This is a genomic window from Prosthecobacter sp. GW821-HT29F12, from assembly GCF_058803405.1.
In genome coordinates this window covers 5,311,763-5,328,361 of sequence record NZ_CM179517.1, presented here as the reverse complement: position 1 = coordinate 5,328,361, position 16,599 = coordinate 5,311,763, and the positions used below count along the sequence as shown (strand labels likewise).

Sequence of the window (16,599 nt, the reverse complement as noted above, 5' to 3'; positions counted from 1 at the left end):
GCTCTCCGAACGCTGCAATGCGGCAAATGTATCAGCAGATCACTCCTTGGCGGAGCTCAACCGCAGGTGCGCAGCCTCCGTCACGGCGGCCGCCAGTTCGTCCAGCTGCTCGCGGTCCGTGATTTTCTGGCTGTGCTCGTCCTGCACGTAGATGGCGTCGATGGCGACCCCCTTTTCCGTGCTGATGCGTGCGTGCGTCACGTTGTGCCCGAGGCGGCCGATGGCCATGAAGATGTCATACAGCAGCCCGAGGCGGTCAACGAGTTGCAGCTCCAGCACCGTCTGGTCCGGCGAGAGGTGGTTGTTCACGTAGATGCGCTGCGGGATCTCTGCGCCGATCTCATCCAGCATCGTGATCGACTTGCCCAGCTTCTGGGTGATCGCATCCCCAAAATCAAAGGTCTGCCCGCTGAAGGCTTTGCGCACAGATTCCTCAATACGCGCACGGGCGCTTTTGGTGGTGACGGCGGCGAAGTTCGTGTTGCAGACGCGGAAGGTGTCCAGCACCAGGTGATCAGCGCGCTGGTAGAGATCCGCGCTGAGAATGTTGATGCTTTCCGCCGCCAGGGCGCCGGAGATGCGCGCCAGAAGCAGGTGACGGTCCCAGCAGACGACGGTGAGCTCGCTGTAACCCTGGTCCACGTGATCCTCCCAGACCATGACGGGCAGCAGTCCTGCCGCAGCTTCTTCACGGATGAGCTGCTCAAAGAACTGCCGGAACTGCCGCAGATGCGTGGCGATGAGATCCGCCTCGCGGAAGTTGAAGTAGGAGGGCGGCATGTGGCGGAAGTGCGCGTCCACTTCCGCTTCATATCCGGCGCCAAGGCGACGCAGCACTTCTTTCTTCAGATCCTCCAGCGGCACCTGCACATTGCGCATGAAATCCGCCGGCGCGTTCATGAAACGCAGCGCACTGTGATACAGCTGGCGGATGGACGCCTCCTTGTAACCTGACCAGCTCTTGTCGCTGGTGCCCTTCGAGTCCGCATACGTCATGAGCAGCAGCGTGTCCAGATTCTCCTTCGTGCGCACGATGCTGACGAATTCCTCGATCACCTGCGGATCATCCAGGCTCTTCGTCGTGGCGGTGCGGTACATCAGCAGGTGATTGTCCACCAGGAAGAGCAGCAGCCTGCGGCGCTCACCCTTGATCTGCAGACGGCGGGAGACGGCGGCTGCCAGCGTGGTGCTTTCATCGCTGTGCGTCTTCTTGTTGGTCGCACGGCCTGCGTCATGCAGCAGAAGTGCGAGGTACAGCACATACGGCTGCTGCAGATCGTGAAACAGCTGCTGAAACAGGTCCACGCCCTTGAGGGTGGGATCACTCAGCTCATCAAGTTTGTCGATGGTGCGCAGCGTGTGCTCATCCGCCGTGTAGAGATGGAAGAACTCATGCTGCACCAGATTGGTGAGAGCACCAAACTCCGGCATGTAGCGGCCGATGAAGCCCACGCGGTGCATCTGCCGCAGCGTGCGCGCCGCATCCCCTTTGTGGGAGAGAATCGTCTCAAACGTCTCACGGTTGGCCTTGTTGTAGCGGAAGCTGGTGTCCACCAGTCGGAAGTTGTCCTGAATGAGCTGGAACAAATCCGGGCTGAGGCGCAGGTGGCGCTTTTGCGTGTGGAGAAAGAGGCGCATCATGCGCTCCGGATCATCCTTGAAGATCGTCGGGCTTTCCGCATAGAGCCGCTCATGCTTGCGGTTGAAGCCGTCAAAGCTCTCCTGCTCCTTCTCAGCCTTCCGCCGTGCGATGAAGCCCATCAGCTTGCTCTCCTTGCGGGTTTCCAGCGCCTCCAGATGGAAGCGGTCCATCACCTCATTGCTGCGCTGCAAAATGTCGCGCGTCGCCGTGTAGTAGCCGTGCATCAGCGCCTCGATGCGGCGCAGGATGCGCTTGTGGCGGTAGCCCAGGTGCGTGGCCACCGGCCCCTGCAGGCGCAAAGTTAAGAGGTCTTCGGCGCGCTTTTCGGTGTAGTGCATTTCATTGCGCACACGCAGGATGAATTCATAGCCCTGCTCCACCTCCTTCCAGCCCGCCTTGGAGATCAGGCCGAGCGCGACCAGATCCTTCGGGTTCAGCGTGCGGTGCCGCGCATAGGTCATCCAGATCAGGTTCTGGTAGTCGCGCAGGCCCCCGCAGCCGTTTTTCACATGCGGCTCCTGCACAAAGGGGGTGTTCTCATACTTCGTGTGCCGGCTGTTCAGATCGATCTGCCGCAGCTTCAAAAAGTCCCCCTCCTGTCCGTCCATGCATTCCTTGTCAAAACGGGAGCGAAACTCCTCAAAAGCCGTCTTCTGCCCGGTGACGAGGCGCGCCTCCATCAGCGCGGTCTTGGTCTCCATGCTCTCGTTCGCCAGCTTGATGCACTCGCCCACGCAGCGTGAGCCATGGCCGACCTTGAGCTTCAAATCGTAAAAATAGAGCAGGTAGTCGCGGATCAGCTGCACGACTTCCGTGGACACCTTCCCGCTGTTGCCGGGAAACATGAACGTGAGGTCCACATCGCTGCCCGGACTCATCACACGCCGGCCGTAGCCGCCGTGGGCGATCACACTGACATTGAGCTTGGCACGCACCGCAGGGGCCAGAGCGGCCAGCGCCTCCTCCCACAAGATGCGCACGAGGAGATCCATCACATCCGAGCGCATGCGGCAGATTTCCGCACCGCTAAAGCTGCCGGAGCGGTGCCGCTGCTTGATGCGCTGCTCCTTGATCTTGAGAAAGCGCTTCGCCTGGCGCAGCGTTTCGGTGCGTCCGCGCGGCAGCTTGTCCTCGGGTGGGAAAAATTTCTGCGCGCTCTTGTTCAGGTGCCGCAGGTATTCGCGTTCGGTCATTTCAGCGGAGGTCAGTAGGTGATCAGTGCGTGAACCGGGCCGGAATCACTCACCTTTTCGCGCCCGCCGAGGAACGCCAGTTCAATGAAAAACGTGCTGCCCAGCACCTTGCCGCCCGCCTGCTCGATCAGGTGCAGCGCCGCAGCCGCCGTGCCGCCCGTGGCCAGCAGATCATCCGCCAGCAGCACCGTTTCACCTGGGGCGATGGCATCCAGGTGCATCTCCACCGAGTTCGTGCCGTATTCGAGCGAGTAATCAATCCCCCGCGTCTGCCAGGGCAGCTTGCCCTTCTTGCGCACCGGAATGAATCCCGCGCCCAGACGCTCGGCGATCAGCGCCCCAAAGATGAAACCCCGGGCGTCGATCCCGACGACCTTGTCCACCTCGGTGATCCCCGTGGCCTCGATCATCCCATCGATCGTCTGCGCCAGCAGCGTCGGATTGGCCAGCACCGGGGTGATGTCCTTGAAAAGAATGCCGGGATTGGGGAAATCAGGCACGTCGCGGATCGTGCGGCGGATGCTGTCGAGAATGTCGGGAGCCATGCCCTGCGATCATGGAGGAGATGCGGGGATGCGCAAGCTTCATGCGCCAGCATGAGTCGTCCTCGTGCTCCTACTCCTACTCGTCCTCGATCCAAGCGCGCCCGCCATCAATCAGCGACACCAAACTTCAACAGCACCTCTTCATGGACCTTAACTCGTCCGGCTGCGAAATCCGCCAGACCGCTGTCGATCTTCTGCCGGACGTAAATTTCATACATCAAATCGTCACGTGCGGCGGATTCAGGCAGACCACGGCTCAGCTTGGTAGCCCGGGCCTTGATTGCACAAGTACGGCGTTTGCCAGCAGCCATGACAAAATAGGAGCACATCTCCGCCAGACTGACAAGCCGCTCCCAGCGTGTTCACCCTTGCAGAAACGTCACAAGACCGCGAATGTCCGCCCCCCGATCCAATGCCTCTCTCCCAGCAACTGCTTCTTGCCGCCACGCTCATCTTTGTGGGCGCGCTCGTGCAGGCATTGCTGGCGCTCAAGGCGGGTGCCTGGAAGCAGGCGCGGGCGCAGTTCTTCCTCATGGCTCTGGGTTTTGCGCTCCAGACCGGCTTCATCTACCTGCGCGGGGAGGAGGTGCATCAGTGCCCCATCCGCAGCCTGCCGGACATTCTGGTCTTCATCGCCTGGAGCATTGTGCTGCTGTATTTCCTCGTCGGCCCGGCGTTCCGCCTCTCGCTGCTGGGGGTTTTCACCTCACCGCTGGTCACCCTCATGCAGGTGATGGCGTTCACGAACGGCTTCGCTCCCTACAATCCCAAGGGACCCATCAATGCACTGGTCGAGCTTCACATCGCTCTGGCCCTCATCTCCTACGCGGCCTTCGCCTTGGCCTGCATCACCGGCGTGATGTACCTCGTTCAGGAGCGCATGCTGAAGCGGCACCAAATCGGCGGCCTGTTTTACCAGTTGCCGCCCATCCAAGGACTCGCACACGCCATCCAGCGCACCGTGCGCCTCGGCCTGCTGCTGCTGAGCATCGCGCTCGGCATTTCCTTTGCCCTGCATCTGCCCATGACAAAGACCGGCCACGTCGTCTTCGCCTGGATCGTCTGGGCCCTGTATGCGGTCATCTCCCTCCTGATGTGGAAACATTTCACCTCCCCGCGCAAGACCGCGTGGCTGGCCGTCATCGGCTTCATCCTGCCGTTCATCTCACTGTGGATCGTCACGCATGCCTGAGCCGACGGACATTCGCAGCGGCCTCGTCTGTGTAGGCCTGAACTACAAAACCACCCCCGTCGAGGTGCGTGAGCGCCTCGCGTTTCCCGAGGCGCAGGTGCCGCTGGCCGTGCAGCAGGTGCGCGGGCTGCCGGGCTTTGAAGAAAGCGTCGTCCTCAGCACCTGCAATCGCGTGGAGCTCTACGCCACGCACGCCCTGCCCAGCGGCAAGGAAGGCCACGCCGCCCTGCGCCAATACCTCATCGAACGCTTCGAGCTCCAGCCCGAGCACGCCGAAGCCCTGGTGCTTTACAATCTCGACTCCGCCGAGGCCGCGCGGCATCTTTTCCGCGTGGTCAGCGGGCTCGACTCCATGGTGCTCGGCGAGACGGAAATCTTCGGCCAGGTCAAAGCCGCCTACAAAGTCGCCCTCGATACCGGCACCACCAGCCGCTCACTCAATAAGCTCTTTCAGCAGGCCTTCACCGTCGGCAAAAAGGTCCGCAACGAGACCACGATCCAGCGCGGCTCCACCAGCGTGGGCAGCGTGGCCGTGGATCTGGCGGAAAAAGTGCACGATCTCAAAGAGTGCCGCGTCATGCTCGTCGGCGCCGGCGAAATGAGCCGCACCTGCGCTCAGAGCCTGCTCTCCCGCGGCGCCAAGAGCATCATCGTCTCCAACCGCAGCTACGACAAAGCCGTGGAGCTCGCCACCGAGATGAAGGGCCGCGCCATGAAGTTCGACGAATGGGAGCACGCCCTCCATGAGGTGGACGTCATCATCTCCAGCACCAGCGCCCCTCATTTTGTCATCAAGCCCGAGCAGATCGATCAGGTCATGCGCAAGCGCCGCTGGGAGCCCCTGCTCATCATCGACATCGCCGTGCCCCGTGACGTGGACCCCGCCGTGAACAACATCGAAGGCGTCTATCTCTACGACATCGACGCCCTCCAGGCCATCGCCGACGAAGGCCGCCGCGAGCGCCTCCGCCAGCTCGCCTCCTGCGAGCGCATCATCGAAGAACAGCTCGAAAAATACGGCTTTCTCAAATCTCCCGGCGGTGGCGGCCTGAAGCTGGCCTGACCGGGGCCGCGTCACCCAGCGCTGTTCCGTAGTCCCGGCTTCAGCCGGAATCCGGACTCCGCCCCCGCCGCGTTATCTCAGCGTCTCCCTTGCGTCCCGCCCCGGTACGTGAAAAGCTGGGAACCCCACCATGACCCCCGCAAAAATCATCCTCGGCACCCGCGGCAGCGAGCTGGCACTCACTCAGACAAAAATGGTCACGGCAGACCTGCAGACCGCGCATCCGCATCTGCAGATCGAGCGCCAGATCATCCAGACCAGCGGTGACAAACGCCAGGACCTCCGCTTCTCCGAGTTCAGCGACGTGGCGCAGGTGGACAAAGGCATCTTCATCAAGGAGCTCGAAATCGCGCTCGCAGACAGCCAGATCGACGCCGCCGTGCACAGCCTCAAGGACGTGCCCAGCGATCTCGCCGCCGGCTTCACCATCGCCGCCGTGCTGCCCCGTGCCGCCATTGAGGACGTGCTCGTCAGCGCACACCCCTACACCCTCGAAACCCTGCCCCAGGGCGCCCGCGTCGGCACCAGCAGCGTGCGCCGTGCCGCGCAGCTCAAGTTCCTGCGGCCGGACGTCCAGATCGTCGAGATCCGTGGCAACGTCCCCACACGCGTGAAAAAAGTGCTCGGTGAAGACGCCCTCGATGCCGTGCTGCTCGCCGCCGCCGGCCTGCTGCGCCTGGGCCTGCTCAATGCGAACCTCAGCCGCATCCACATCGACACCCACACCCTCTACGGTCTGGTGCTCGATCCCGTGAAATTCCTCCCCGCAGCCGGTCAGGGCGCCATCGCCATCGAATGCCGCGCAGGAGATGAGGCAACGATCAAAGCCATCCGCGCCCTCAACCACGCCGAAACCGAATCCCGCATCACCGCCGAGCGCGAATTTCTAAAGATCCTCGGCGCCGGCTGCCAGACCCCCGTGGGAGCCCACACCTGGATCAAAGACGGCCAGCTCCACATGGCCGTGCGCGTCTTCAACGAAGCCGATCTCGCCCTGCCACCCGTCGAACGCGAAGCCCGGCGTCCCGTGCACGAAGCCGCGCAGCTCGCCGCAGATCTGGCCGGCATGCTCCCGTAAACCGAACTTCCAAGTTCGTCTTCTCGCACCGCGCCCGGTGTCCTCACTGGCTGCCCATCCTCCACGAAGGGATGCATGGAGTGTTTTCCAAAAAGGATTTTTCGGAAAGCGAGCGTGCAGACGTCCAGCGGCTTGAGGACAAGCCGCCCTGTCTTGCGCCGTGCGCTTGCATGCCCAGCGCTGGCTGTCCTCAGCCAGCCGCCGTCGAAGCCCATGATTCTCGAGCAACAAACAGCTTGCTAAATGGAAATGAGTTTTGCGCGAACAGCTATAAGCAGCCTCAAAAAGGCCCCTGCAACCCACCGCCCCTTTTGTAATGCACAACGATTGACTGAATAGACCCGCAGCAGCTGCGTCGGACTATTCACTTATGAAAACAAAACTGGTTCTTCTGTTCACGGCCATTCTCACTCTGACTTCTTTGAGTTCATGCATCGCCCCTTATGGCTACGGCGGCGGTTACGGGGGAGGATATGGCTACAGCAGATCCTACTACCGCCCCTCGTACGGCGGCTACAGCAGCTACGGCCGCTCCGGTTACGGTGGCAGCCGCGGGTATGGCGGCTACGGTGGCGGCTACAGCGGCCATCACGGCGGCTTTGGTGGGGGTAGCTACGGTGGACATCACGGCGGCCATCACCATTGAGACCTCTCCTGAGCTGAGGGTTCCTGCCAGCTCTTGAGCATTTCTTCGCAGCGCCCGGACATTGATCCGGGCGCTGTTTTTGATGAAGTCCTCCAAGGTTTGAAGCAGCGCGTTCCGGTCGCGTATGTATGGAGGAGCAAGAGCAGGATTATCGTGTGGCCTTATTGAGCCTTGCATAATAGACTGACATCCTTGTCTTGAAGGCCAACGGCCTTCCGTCATACAGCCCAGGGGTGCCGAGCTCTAGCGAGTGCTCCCCTGGGGCCTGGCATCAGAACCGGGAAGCAAACCCAGCACTCCGCCACACTTCAAGCCTGCCAGCAGCGTCTGTAATGAGCTCCGCCCCAAGTTTGCCGCATTCAGGCACCGAGTCCACTTCCACCAGAAACGCTATTCTTGTCAGTCTTTTGCGCAAGCTTCAATAAGACTACTAAACGGCCCCGTCTTCCCACCCGCCATCGTCGCCGTCATCTGGCGGCGCAGCGGCGGTATGCCTTGAATGATAGGAAATACCAGATCACGCAACCACCCCAGTGGTAGAAGATCCGACTGGAAAAAAGGCGTCGTCCAGCGTGTGGCAAACTGGTAAAAGCGCAGGTGGCTGCGGCGGGTGCGCGAGTAGTGCGCAAGGGCTTCAGGCAGCCCGGGCTGCGTAGCGAGCGATTGCGCGAGCACAGCCGCATCCATCAGCGCGAGGTTCACGCCCTGCCCGAGTTGCGGACTCAGCGCATGCGCCGCATCGCCGAGGATGGCCACGCGGTCGCCATGCCACTGCTTCATGCGCACGTCGTGATAAGCCGCAGTGGCAACTTGTTGATGCGAGTCGATTTGCCGGAGAAAACTTTCCGCCTGCGGTGCCAGGGCAAGAATCTCACGCTTCCAATCTTCCAGCGGCGTATTCCGCCATCGCTCGATGTGATCGAGCCGAAGGCTCCAGAACAGGCTGAGCAGATCGTCCTGCGTGCCGGTGGGCAGAAAGCCGGTCAGCTCGCGCGTGTTGCCCACGCATTGCCACAGCACCTGCGGATCAAACTCCGGTGTCCTCTTACCGATGAACCACAGCGCGCCCCACGGATAACGGCTCACGCGTGCGGGCACGCCGCTTTGATCCCGCAGCGTGGAATGCGCCCCATCGCAGATCAGCAAAAGATCATACGGTCCATGCGCTGCACCATTGGCATCATGCAGCATGGGGCGCTGCGTGGCATCCCGCGTGAGCTTGGCGATGTGCGTGTTCCAGAGCACCTCTGCGCCTGCGTGCTGAGCGGCATCGAGCAGCAGATCCAGCAGCGTGGCGCGATGCGTACCCGCACCAAAAAGACCACTGCCGAGTTCTTCATACGCCAGGTTTAGCAGCGTGCGACCAGACTTCGTGCGACAGTACAATTTTGATATCGTGGCGATGTGCGGCCGCAGTGTTTCCGCGAGACCCAGCTCCTGCAGCACCGCCATGCCAGTGGGCTGCAGCATGAAGCCCGCGCCCACAGGCAGCTTCTGCGGCGCACGCTCAAAGAGCGTCACCGCATGACCCGCCCTCGCAAGGAAGATCGCCGCCGCAGGTCCAGCGGTGCCAGATCCGACGATGGCGATGCGCAAGGGTGGTTGGGGCATGCAGGTAAGTTGGCGCGGGAGCGATCAAAGGCGGACAGGTGGCGCCTCTTGAGTTGTTAGTGCGGATTGCCGAAACGGGAAATTGAAAATGTCTGCACCTGCTTGAGGTCGACCAAGACAATCGAAGGTGATAGTTGCGTAGTCCGGCCTGTAAGACTCAGTGCCTTTAATGCCTGGCGTTCATTCCACCTTTGATCCACCCACCAGAAACGAAATGTGCACCTGTCTTGATGAAGTCCCCGCTCCATTGTCTGCCATGAGCGCTCGCCTTTACATCGCGTTGGCAGTTCTGCTCTACGTCTTCGCCGCTTCGTCCGGCAGCATTCGTGCGGAGGAAAGCCGCCCACTCGTCGGCGCCATCCGCTGGGATGCGTGGTATTCGGACAAAGGCCCCGTCAAGGAAGTCGAGCATTCGCTGGGCCCGCCCAAGTACCACTTCCGCCTGCCGTGGTTCGCGCAGCTTCAAGACGGAGACAAGGTGAGCATCAATGGCGACAGCGAAGCCATCATGCGCCAGGAGCTCGACTATGCCGCCACTGCGGGCCTGGATTACTGGGCCTTTCTGGACTACGGCCCCGGCAGCGACATGACGCATGCGTTCAACCGCTATCTCGCCGAGAAAGACAAGCGCGGGCTGTGCTATTGCTTCATCGAAGAAGGCGCAAGCATCGACGGCCGCGGTCCCGCTGACTGGCCGCGCGTCATCGCGCATTTCAAGAATCCGCATTACCTCCGCGTGCTGAATGGCCGCCCGCTGCTCTGTGTGTTTGCACGCCCGAAAAAATACGGACGCGAAGTCTTTGATAAGCTCCGCGAGCTCACCGTCGCCGCCGGTTTGCCGGAGCCCTACCTAGTGCTCATGGGCTGGAATCCAGCCGAAGAGCGCGTGAAGCTCGGTTTCGATGCCGTGTCTGAATATGCGGCCGTGGGCACCGGTTATTCGCCCAAGCCGGCGCCGTATGAGCAGCTTGTCAGCAAGCATGTGGTGCAGGAGCTGTGGCAGAAATGGGAGCAGGACCACACGCCCTGCCTCACCTTTGCCACCGCAGGCTGGGACACCCGTCCGCGCCAGGAGCGTCCGCCCACCTGGTGCCGCTGGATCAAAGCCGAGCCAGACCTCACACCGCCCGGGCAGCAGAAGCCGCTGCGCGATGCCGCGACCGGCACACCCGAGCAGATCGCCCGGCATGTGCAGGACGCCGTTCAGTGGACGCGCTCCCACCGCGATCTCAATCCCGCCAACTGCGTCCTCATCTACGGCTGGAATGAAAATGACGAAGGCGGCTGGCTCATCCCCACACTGGGCGCGGACGGCAAGCCTGACGACTCACGCGTCCGCGCGCTCGGCAGAATCCTCCGCCCAAACTGAAAGTCTCCTCACCGAAACAGCTTCGGCGCGAAATCCGTCAGATAGTTCCGCCACACCGGCCACGAATGATCTCCCGGTGTCTCATGCCATTCGTAATTCACATCGCTGGCCTTGAGCTTGGCAATGAGCTGGTTGTTGCGCTCCAGCAGGAAGTCTTTCTCACCGCAGGCGATCCACAGCAACTTCAGCTTGGCATTCGTGCCGGCGGCATCATCCAGCGCAGGTTTGATTTCATTCTCATCCACCGCACCGCTGAAGGAGCCGATCCACGCGAAGCGGTCTTGGTTCGTCATGCCGATGCTCAGCGCCTGCCAGCCGCCCATGCTGAGTCCGGCGATGGCGCGCTGAGTGCGATCCGCTGACACGCGGTAGTGACTCTCCACCAGCGGGATCGCATCCTGGAAAAGCTCGTTTTTAAACGCGGCCAGCGAGAGCGCCCGGCGGTCCGCCATCTCACGCGGGATCTGTCCCAGCGGATGACCATCAATCATGAGCACGATCATCGGCTGCGCTTTGCCGGCGGCGATCAGGTTGTCGAGAATCCAGTGCGCTTTGCCATGCATCACCCACGTTTCGTGGCGATCACCCGAACCGTGCTGCAGCACAAAGAGCGGGTACTCCTTCTGGGTTCCAGCTTCATAACCCGGCGGCGTGTACACCCACGCGCTGCGCTGTTTGCTCAGCGCCTTGGAGAGGTAGGTGTGCTGATGCACGGTGCCGTGTGGCACATCCTGAAAATCCCACGGATTCGGCGGATTGCCGGGAATGTGCAGGATGCTGGAGGTGGGATTGCGCTGCGGCTTCTGCGCCGGATTGACGGGGTCGATCATCGCGAGCTCATCAACAATGAAGCTGTACTCCCACACGCCTGCGGGCACGTTCGGCACGCTGAGGCTCCATAGGCCCTCAGCGTCCTTCGTCAGCGATACGGGTTCTTTTTGCCACTGGCCGCGCAAAGTCACGCTTTGAGACTTGGGAGCCCGCAGGCGGAAGATGACGCTGTGATCGTCCTGAACGTCCGGTGAAACAATCGGCGCGCTTCTCTGCGCGAAGGAGGTGCAGGTCCAGGCAAAGACGAACGCAAGGCTGAGAATAGACTTCATGGCGCAGGGATGCTGGCATGAAGGGCGGCGAATGGGAAGCAGGATTCCACCGGCCCCGATCCTGTCATAGGGGCACAATTTCTTGAATACAGCCCCAGTGGCAGCGTCGAATCCCAGTGAACCCTCAGTGATTATGAAAACAAAACTCATGCTTCTTCTCACAGCGGTCATCACTCTTGGATCGCTCAGTTCCTGCGTCGTGCCCTATGGCTACGCCAGCACCGGCTACTACCGTCCCTGGTACGGCTACGGCGTTTACAACAACTACTATGTCCGCCCCGGCTACGCCTACGGCGGCTACCGCGCACCCTACTACGGCCGCCCTGGCTTTACCGGTTATCGCCCTGGCTTCACGGGCTATCGGCCCGGGTTTGGTGGCTATCGTCCCGGCTTCGGTGGTTATCACGGCGGCTACACTCATGTAGGCGGCTTTGGCGGTGGCGGCTTCCATGGGGGCCATATGGGTGGCTTCCATCACCACTAAGACGCCAGTTCAGCCGACCGAATCCAGCAGGCTCTGAAACATCAACTTGCAGCGCCCTTCACGGGGCGCTGTTCGTTGGTTGATAGGCTGACTCTCATCCCTCATCTCATCCTTCGTCAGAAGTGGATGGGGACCGATGGCTTGAATAGACCCGCCCGGGCGGCGTCAAAACCATGGAACAAATGAAAACAAAACTCCTCGTTCTCTTCACCGCCATCCTTGCCCTTGGCTCATTCAGTTCATGCGTCGCGCCCTATGGCTACGGCAGGCCGCACCACCGTCCGTCCTATCACAATGGCTACGGCCATCACCACCGCGGCAGTGTGGGAGGTTACCGTGGAGGTGGCAATGGAGGCGGCTTTGGCGGGAACTTTGGCGGCTTCTAAACGGCACCGTCAGCAAGACATCTGAAACTGCCAGACCCCGCCGCTTCTACTCCACTTCCTGCTTCGCCAAAGTGTGGGCGAACGGGCTGGTGGAGGCAAGGTTGTACTGACGGATGGCCGTGGCCCAGAATGGCGCCAGCTCATGGTCTGCGGCGCTCCAGATGCGGTAGTGCAGATTGGTCACGGTGTCCGTGTCATGCATCAGCGCCTTCAACTCCTGCGCGTTCAGCGTCTGCGGCCCCTGCGTGATCAGACGGTGGCTGATCTCCTTGAGGTAAGCGGATGACACTTCGATGGTGCGGCGGCGGCGCAGCAGGCTCACGTGCAAACCGTTCACGTAAGGGTCCAGGCACACCTGCATGAGACCGTAGTGGCGCTCCAGTTCGGGAGAGAGCTGGATGCGGTCTTTGATCTCCTCCAAATTCTGCTGCATGTTTTTCAGCACCGTCGGTGGCTCATGCTCCTCCGGTGTGAGGAAGAGGCCCAGACGCCGTCCGCTGCGCCCGCTGGAAACCATGGCCGCCACGAGGATGGAGATGACCAGGGAAAAAAGGATGGGACTGATCCAAATAAGAAACGCCTTCGAGACAAACCAGCCGATCACCCCCCACGCAAGTCCCAGCAGCGTCACGCTGAGGAAGGTGAAGATGATCTCGCTCCAGTTGATGCCGCCGTCGATCTTGCGCCGCTGGGTTACCCAGCTCACGCTTTTGCCCACGATGGTGTAAACGACGAAGCGCGAATGGAAGATCATCAGCACCGGCGCCATCAGCGTGAAGACCACCGTGTCCAGCAGGCTGCTGAAGAACGTGAGGAAGCGCAGCTTCAGCGGCTTGAACATTCGCCCCGTGATCACTTCATCCAGCAGGATCACCGTCTTCGGCAGGAAGATCAGCATCGCCGTGACGGCCAGAAGAATGTGCTCGGCCAGGATGGCCTGCGGCTGCACGTGCGGCGTCGGCGTCGCGGCCAGCAGCGTCGCCAGCACAAGGAACAGAAACCACAGCAGTGAGCTCACGTAGCTGAGGATGCCGTGCAGGAAATTGATGCGGCTCATCGGGTGCCAGCCTTTGGCAAACAGCAGCCACAGGTGCTGCATGTTGCCCTGGCACCAGCGGCGGTCACGCTTGAGCATGTCCACCAGCGTGGGCGGTCCTTCTTCATAGCTGCCACGCGTGGTGGGCAGCAGCCGTACGGCGTAGCCGGCTTTGCGCATCAGCGCGGCCTCCACAAAGTCATGGCTGAGAATGTGCCCGCCAAAGGGCGCATTGGCAGGCAGTGGCGGCAGCGCGCAGTGCTCGATGAACGGCGCCAGACGCAGGATGGCGTTGTGCCCCCAGAAGTTCGCCTCGCCGCACTGCCAGTAGTCCAGCCCCGCCATGAAGGGCGGACCGTAGAGCGCCTGCGCAAACTGCATCACGCGCCCCAGCAGCGTATCTGCCGCGATCTGCTTCGGAAACGTCTGCACGATGCCGATGCCCGGATTTTTCTCCATGATGCGCACCAGACTGGTGAGCAGCGCACCGGACATCAGGCTGTCCGCATCCAGCACCACCATGTAGCGGTAGCGCTTGCCCCAGCGGCGGCAGAAGTCGCTGACGTTGCCGCTCTTGCGGTTGATCTGCTTGCGGCGGCGGCGGTAAAAGATGCGGCCAAAGGCCTTGAGCTGCCTGCAGAGCTCCAGCCACGCGGTTTCTTCCTCGATCCACTGGCTCGCCTTGTCGGAGTCGCTCAGGATGAAAAAGTCGAAGTGCTTGGACTGCCCGGTGGCCTCCAGCGAGAGGTAGATGGAGCGCAGGCCTTCATACACGCGCGTCACGTCCTCATTGAACACCGGCATGATGATCGCCGTGCTGGCCGTGATGGGCTGCTCGTAGTCTTCCTTGTTGAGAGAGAGCCACAAGCTGAGCGGATCTGGCTGGGGGCGGTTCATCAGCCACACGCCAAAGAGCGCCGTCCAGAAGCCCACATTGAGCTGGTAGTACAGCGGGATGAACACCAGCAGCAGCCCCCACTCGGAAAGCCGCATGCCGTTTTCCGAAAGGAAGATGTAGGACAGCCACGCACCCACGATCGTGCCCAGGCCGACAAGGGAGAAGAACGTGGCGCGACGCGTGCGCGAGATGTGCTTGGGCGGCATCCCGGCGGTCATCGCGATGTTTGCAGTCTGGCTGCCTATGGGTGCGCTCATCCGAAGAGGGAGTAAAGGTAGCCCAGCACGCTGCCCACGATGATGACAAGCACCGAGTAGCGCAGGATGGGATGGCGTCCGAGGCGGTCAAAGGTGTCGTCCGCCACATCGGTGAACATGCCCAGATCGATGTCACGCGGGGTCATCTTGCTCACCTGCATGCCGGGGCCGGAGGTACGAATGGCGGATCGCATGGCCTCCGCCATGTCGTCAGGCATGTTCTGTTCATCGAGGAAAAACTGCGGCCAGCGCGAAGGCCCGCCGGCAAGGTGGAAGCCCAGACGCCCCGTGGCTTCCAGCTGCGCTTCATTCAGGTTGAGATCACTGTAGATCGAGCCCAGCCACTCGCGCAGCATGAACCGCGCCTGCTCGATCGAGTGTGCCGTCGGCGTCCGCGAAGGATCCTTCGCATGGGCCTTGGCCGCGTTGCGCAGGGTTTCGAGAATAAGCTGCGTACGGCGGATGCGGTTGTGAAGCTGGTACGAACGGAAGTAATCGGCGAGGCGCGCATACGCCTCGTTCCATTCTTCCTCGGTGCCAGTCGCGGGGGCAAACTGAATGTTGACTGCTTCCATGTAGGTTCAAATCCGAACCGCATGGAGAATGCGCAGTTTTGATGCCGAGGAAAGCGGAGGATTGCGGATTCCGCATTTTTGGCGACAAGAAGCAGCCGCCCGGGACAAGACGCCCCGAGAAACTCACTCCTCACCCCCTCCCGCTTACGCGATCACTTCATTGAGCAACCGGCCGCCGTTCACGATGTCCACCGGACGCACGTTCTCGACGACGATGCGCTTGCTGGCGTTGATGCCGAGCAGGCGGTACATCGTGCGGGCAAGATCTTCCGGGCCCACGGGGTTTTCATCCGGCTCGCCACCCAGGGCGTCGGATTTGCCGTAAATAAAACCTTTTTTCACCCCGCCACCGGCCATCGCCACGGAGAAAACGCGCGGGTAGTGGTCGCGACCGTTCGTGCTGTTGATGCGCGGCGTGCGGCCGAATTCGGAACTGACCAGCACCAGCGTGGTGTCCAGCATGCCGCGTTCATCCAGGTCCTTGATCAGGCGTGCGAAGGCCACATCGAACTGCGGAGCCTGGCTTTCAAAGGCACCCTTGATGTTGGAGTGGTGATCCCAGCTGCCGTAGTTCACGGACACCATGCGCACACCGGCTTCGACGAGACGGCGGGAAAGCAGGAAGCGCTGACCGGCGGCGTTGCGGCCATACTCATCGCGCAGCTTGTCGGGCTCGGCGTTGAGGTTGAAGGCCTCGCGGGCTTTGTCAGAGCTGATGAGCTTGTACGCAGCCTGGTAGAAATTGTCCATGGCGCTGAGGCCGTCCGATTTCTCGGTGGTGCGGAAGTGCTCGTCCACGGCGGAGAGCAGGTTGCGGCGGCGGTCAAAGCGCTTCGCGTCGATCTCCTTCGGCGCGGCCAGATCACGCACGGTGAAGCCCTTGTCCGCCGGGTCGCTGCCGAGAGCAAACGGGCCGAAGGCGCTGCTCATGTACCCGCTGCCTTGATCCGGCGCGATCATGTTCGGCACGGCCACATAGGGCGGCAGATTGTTGCGCGGGCCCTGCTCGTGCGAGATGATGGAGCCGAAGCTCGGGAACTTGATGGCCGGGCTCGGGCGATAGCCGGTGAACATGTTGTGCGTCCCGCGCTCATGCGCCGCCTCCCCATGCGTCACGGAGCGGATCAGCGTGATCTTGTCGAGGATCTTCGCGATGTTCGCAAACTGCCCGCCCACGAATTCCCCCGTCACACCTTTGATGGGATTGAACGGCCCGCGATAATCCGGCGATGCAAACGGCTTCGGATCCCAGGACTCATGCTGCGCCATGCCGCCCGGCAGGTAGATGTGGATGATCGAAGTCGCGATGGGCTTGTAGCTCTCCACCGCCGGCATCGCCAGATCCGCCGCCTGCAGCTTGAGCAAATTGGGCAGCGTGAGGCCCAGACCCGCCATGGCCCCCACCTGCAAAAAATCACGCCGACCTTGGACGGTGTTGAAGAGATTGCTGTGATTGCCGGAGCAGAGACGATGCATTTTCATGGGGCGGATTCAGTGGGTTACATCCAAATCTACCATGCA

General features: G+C 61.5%; 15 protein-coding genes. 7 read left to right on the top strand and 8 right to left on the bottom strand.

What is annotated here, in order from left to right; all coding sequences use genetic code 11:
- Positions 1–39 precede the first annotated feature (39 nt).
- From glnD to AC3RLQ_RS21950, 3 genes are all read right to left on the bottom strand, one after another.
- Entirely contained in the window at positions 40–2,835 is a 2,796-nt protein-coding gene (glnD, locus tag AC3RLQ_RS21960) for a [protein-PII] uridylyltransferase (RefSeq protein WP_493030793.1), read from the bottom strand.
- An 11-nt stretch (positions 2,836–2,846) separates the two neighbouring features.
- Positions 2,847–3,380 carry an adenine phosphoribosyltransferase gene (locus tag AC3RLQ_RS21955; protein WP_493030792.1) on the bottom strand — a complete coding sequence of 178 codons (534 nt, stop codon included), beginning with the start codon at positions 3,378–3,380 and terminating at the stop codon, positions 2,847–2,849.
- A 107-nt stretch (positions 3,381–3,487) separates the two neighbouring features.
- Positions 3,488–3,691: a hypothetical protein gene (locus tag AC3RLQ_RS21950; RefSeq protein ID WP_493030791.1), complete on the bottom strand. Its 204-nt coding sequence runs from the start codon at positions 3,689–3,691 to the stop codon at positions 3,488–3,490.
- 101 nt (positions 3,692–3,792) lie between these two features.
- Here AC3RLQ_RS21950 and ccsA point away from each other — a divergent pair, with 101 nt between their 5' ends.
- The 4 genes from ccsA (at position 3,793) to AC3RLQ_RS21930 (ending at position 7,359) form a co-directional block, all read left to right on the top strand.
- Positions 3,793–4,572: a cytochrome c biogenesis protein CcsA gene (ccsA, locus tag AC3RLQ_RS21945; protein WP_493030790.1), complete on the top strand. Its 780-nt coding sequence runs from the start codon at positions 3,793–3,795 to the stop codon at positions 4,570–4,572.
- Positions 4,565–5,635, top strand: a complete 1,071-nt coding sequence (gene hemA / locus AC3RLQ_RS21940) for a glutamyl-tRNA reductase (RefSeq protein ID WP_493030789.1) — start codon at positions 4,565–4,567, stop codon at positions 5,633–5,635. Before ccsA ends, hemA begins: the two co-directional genes overlap by 8 nt.
- A 130-nt stretch (positions 5,636–5,765) precedes the next feature.
- Positions 5,766–6,713, top strand: a complete 948-nt coding sequence (gene hemC / locus AC3RLQ_RS21935; RefSeq protein WP_493030788.1) for a hydroxymethylbilane synthase — start codon at positions 5,766–5,768, stop codon at positions 6,711–6,713.
- A 370-nt stretch (positions 6,714–7,083) separates the two neighbouring features.
- On the top strand, positions 7,084–7,359 hold the full coding sequence (locus AC3RLQ_RS21930) for a hypothetical protein (protein WP_493030787.1): 276 nt from the start codon (positions 7,084–7,086) through the stop codon (positions 7,357–7,359).
- Between the two features lie 399 nt (positions 7,360–7,758).
- On the opposite strand, the gene AC3RLQ_RS21925 is transcribed toward AC3RLQ_RS21930, so the two are convergent.
- The gene (locus AC3RLQ_RS21925) at positions 7,759–8,970 is read right to left on the bottom strand and encodes an FAD-dependent oxidoreductase (RefSeq protein ID WP_493030786.1); all 1,212 of its coding nucleotides are present in this window, start codon (positions 8,968–8,970) and stop codon (positions 7,759–7,761) included.
- Positions 8,971–9,226: 256 nt separating this feature from the next.
- Between AC3RLQ_RS21925 and AC3RLQ_RS21920 the strand changes: the two genes are divergently transcribed.
- Positions 9,227–10,339 (top strand): glycoside hydrolase family 99-like domain-containing protein, encoded by a 1,113-nt coding sequence (locus AC3RLQ_RS21920; RefSeq protein ID WP_493030785.1) that lies wholly within the window; start codon positions 9,227–9,229, stop codon positions 10,337–10,339.
- Between the two features lie 8 nt (positions 10,340–10,347).
- On the opposite strand, the gene AC3RLQ_RS21915 is transcribed toward AC3RLQ_RS21920, so the two are convergent.
- A complete protein-coding gene (locus tag AC3RLQ_RS21915; RefSeq protein WP_493030784.1) occupies positions 10,348–11,442 on the bottom strand; it encodes an esterase in 1,095 nt (364 codons plus the stop codon).
- 133 nt (positions 11,443–11,575) lie between these two features.
- Between AC3RLQ_RS21915 and AC3RLQ_RS21910 the strand changes: the two genes are divergently transcribed.
- A complete protein-coding gene (locus AC3RLQ_RS21910; RefSeq protein WP_493030783.1) occupies positions 11,576–11,926 on the top strand; it encodes a hypothetical protein in 351 nt (116 codons plus the stop codon).
- A 182-nt stretch (positions 11,927–12,108) separates the two neighbouring features.
- Complete coding sequence (locus AC3RLQ_RS21905; RefSeq protein WP_493030782.1) at positions 12,109–12,312, top strand: hypothetical protein; 204 nt, start codon at positions 12,109–12,111, stop codon at positions 12,310–12,312.
- A 46-nt stretch (positions 12,313–12,358) separates the two neighbouring features.
- Here the strand turns inward: AC3RLQ_RS21905 and mdoH are convergent, their stop codons facing one another.
- From mdoH to AC3RLQ_RS21890, 3 genes are all read right to left on the bottom strand, one after another.
- Positions 12,359–14,503: a glucans biosynthesis glucosyltransferase MdoH gene (mdoH, locus tag AC3RLQ_RS21900; protein ID WP_493030781.1), complete on the bottom strand. Its 2,145-nt coding sequence runs from the start codon at positions 14,501–14,503 to the stop codon at positions 12,359–12,361.
- On the bottom strand, positions 14,500–15,078 hold the full coding sequence (locus tag AC3RLQ_RS21895; protein ID WP_422316112.1) for a hypothetical protein: 579 nt from the start codon (positions 15,076–15,078) through the stop codon (positions 14,500–14,502). The genes mdoH and AC3RLQ_RS21895 overlap by 4 nt, the downstream gene beginning before the upstream one ends.
- A 144-nt stretch (positions 15,079–15,222) precedes the next feature.
- Positions 15,223–16,560, bottom strand: a complete 1,338-nt coding sequence (locus AC3RLQ_RS21890; RefSeq protein WP_493030780.1) for a DUF1501 domain-containing protein — start codon at positions 16,558–16,560, stop codon at positions 15,223–15,225.
- Positions 16,561–16,599 lie beyond the last annotated feature (39 nt).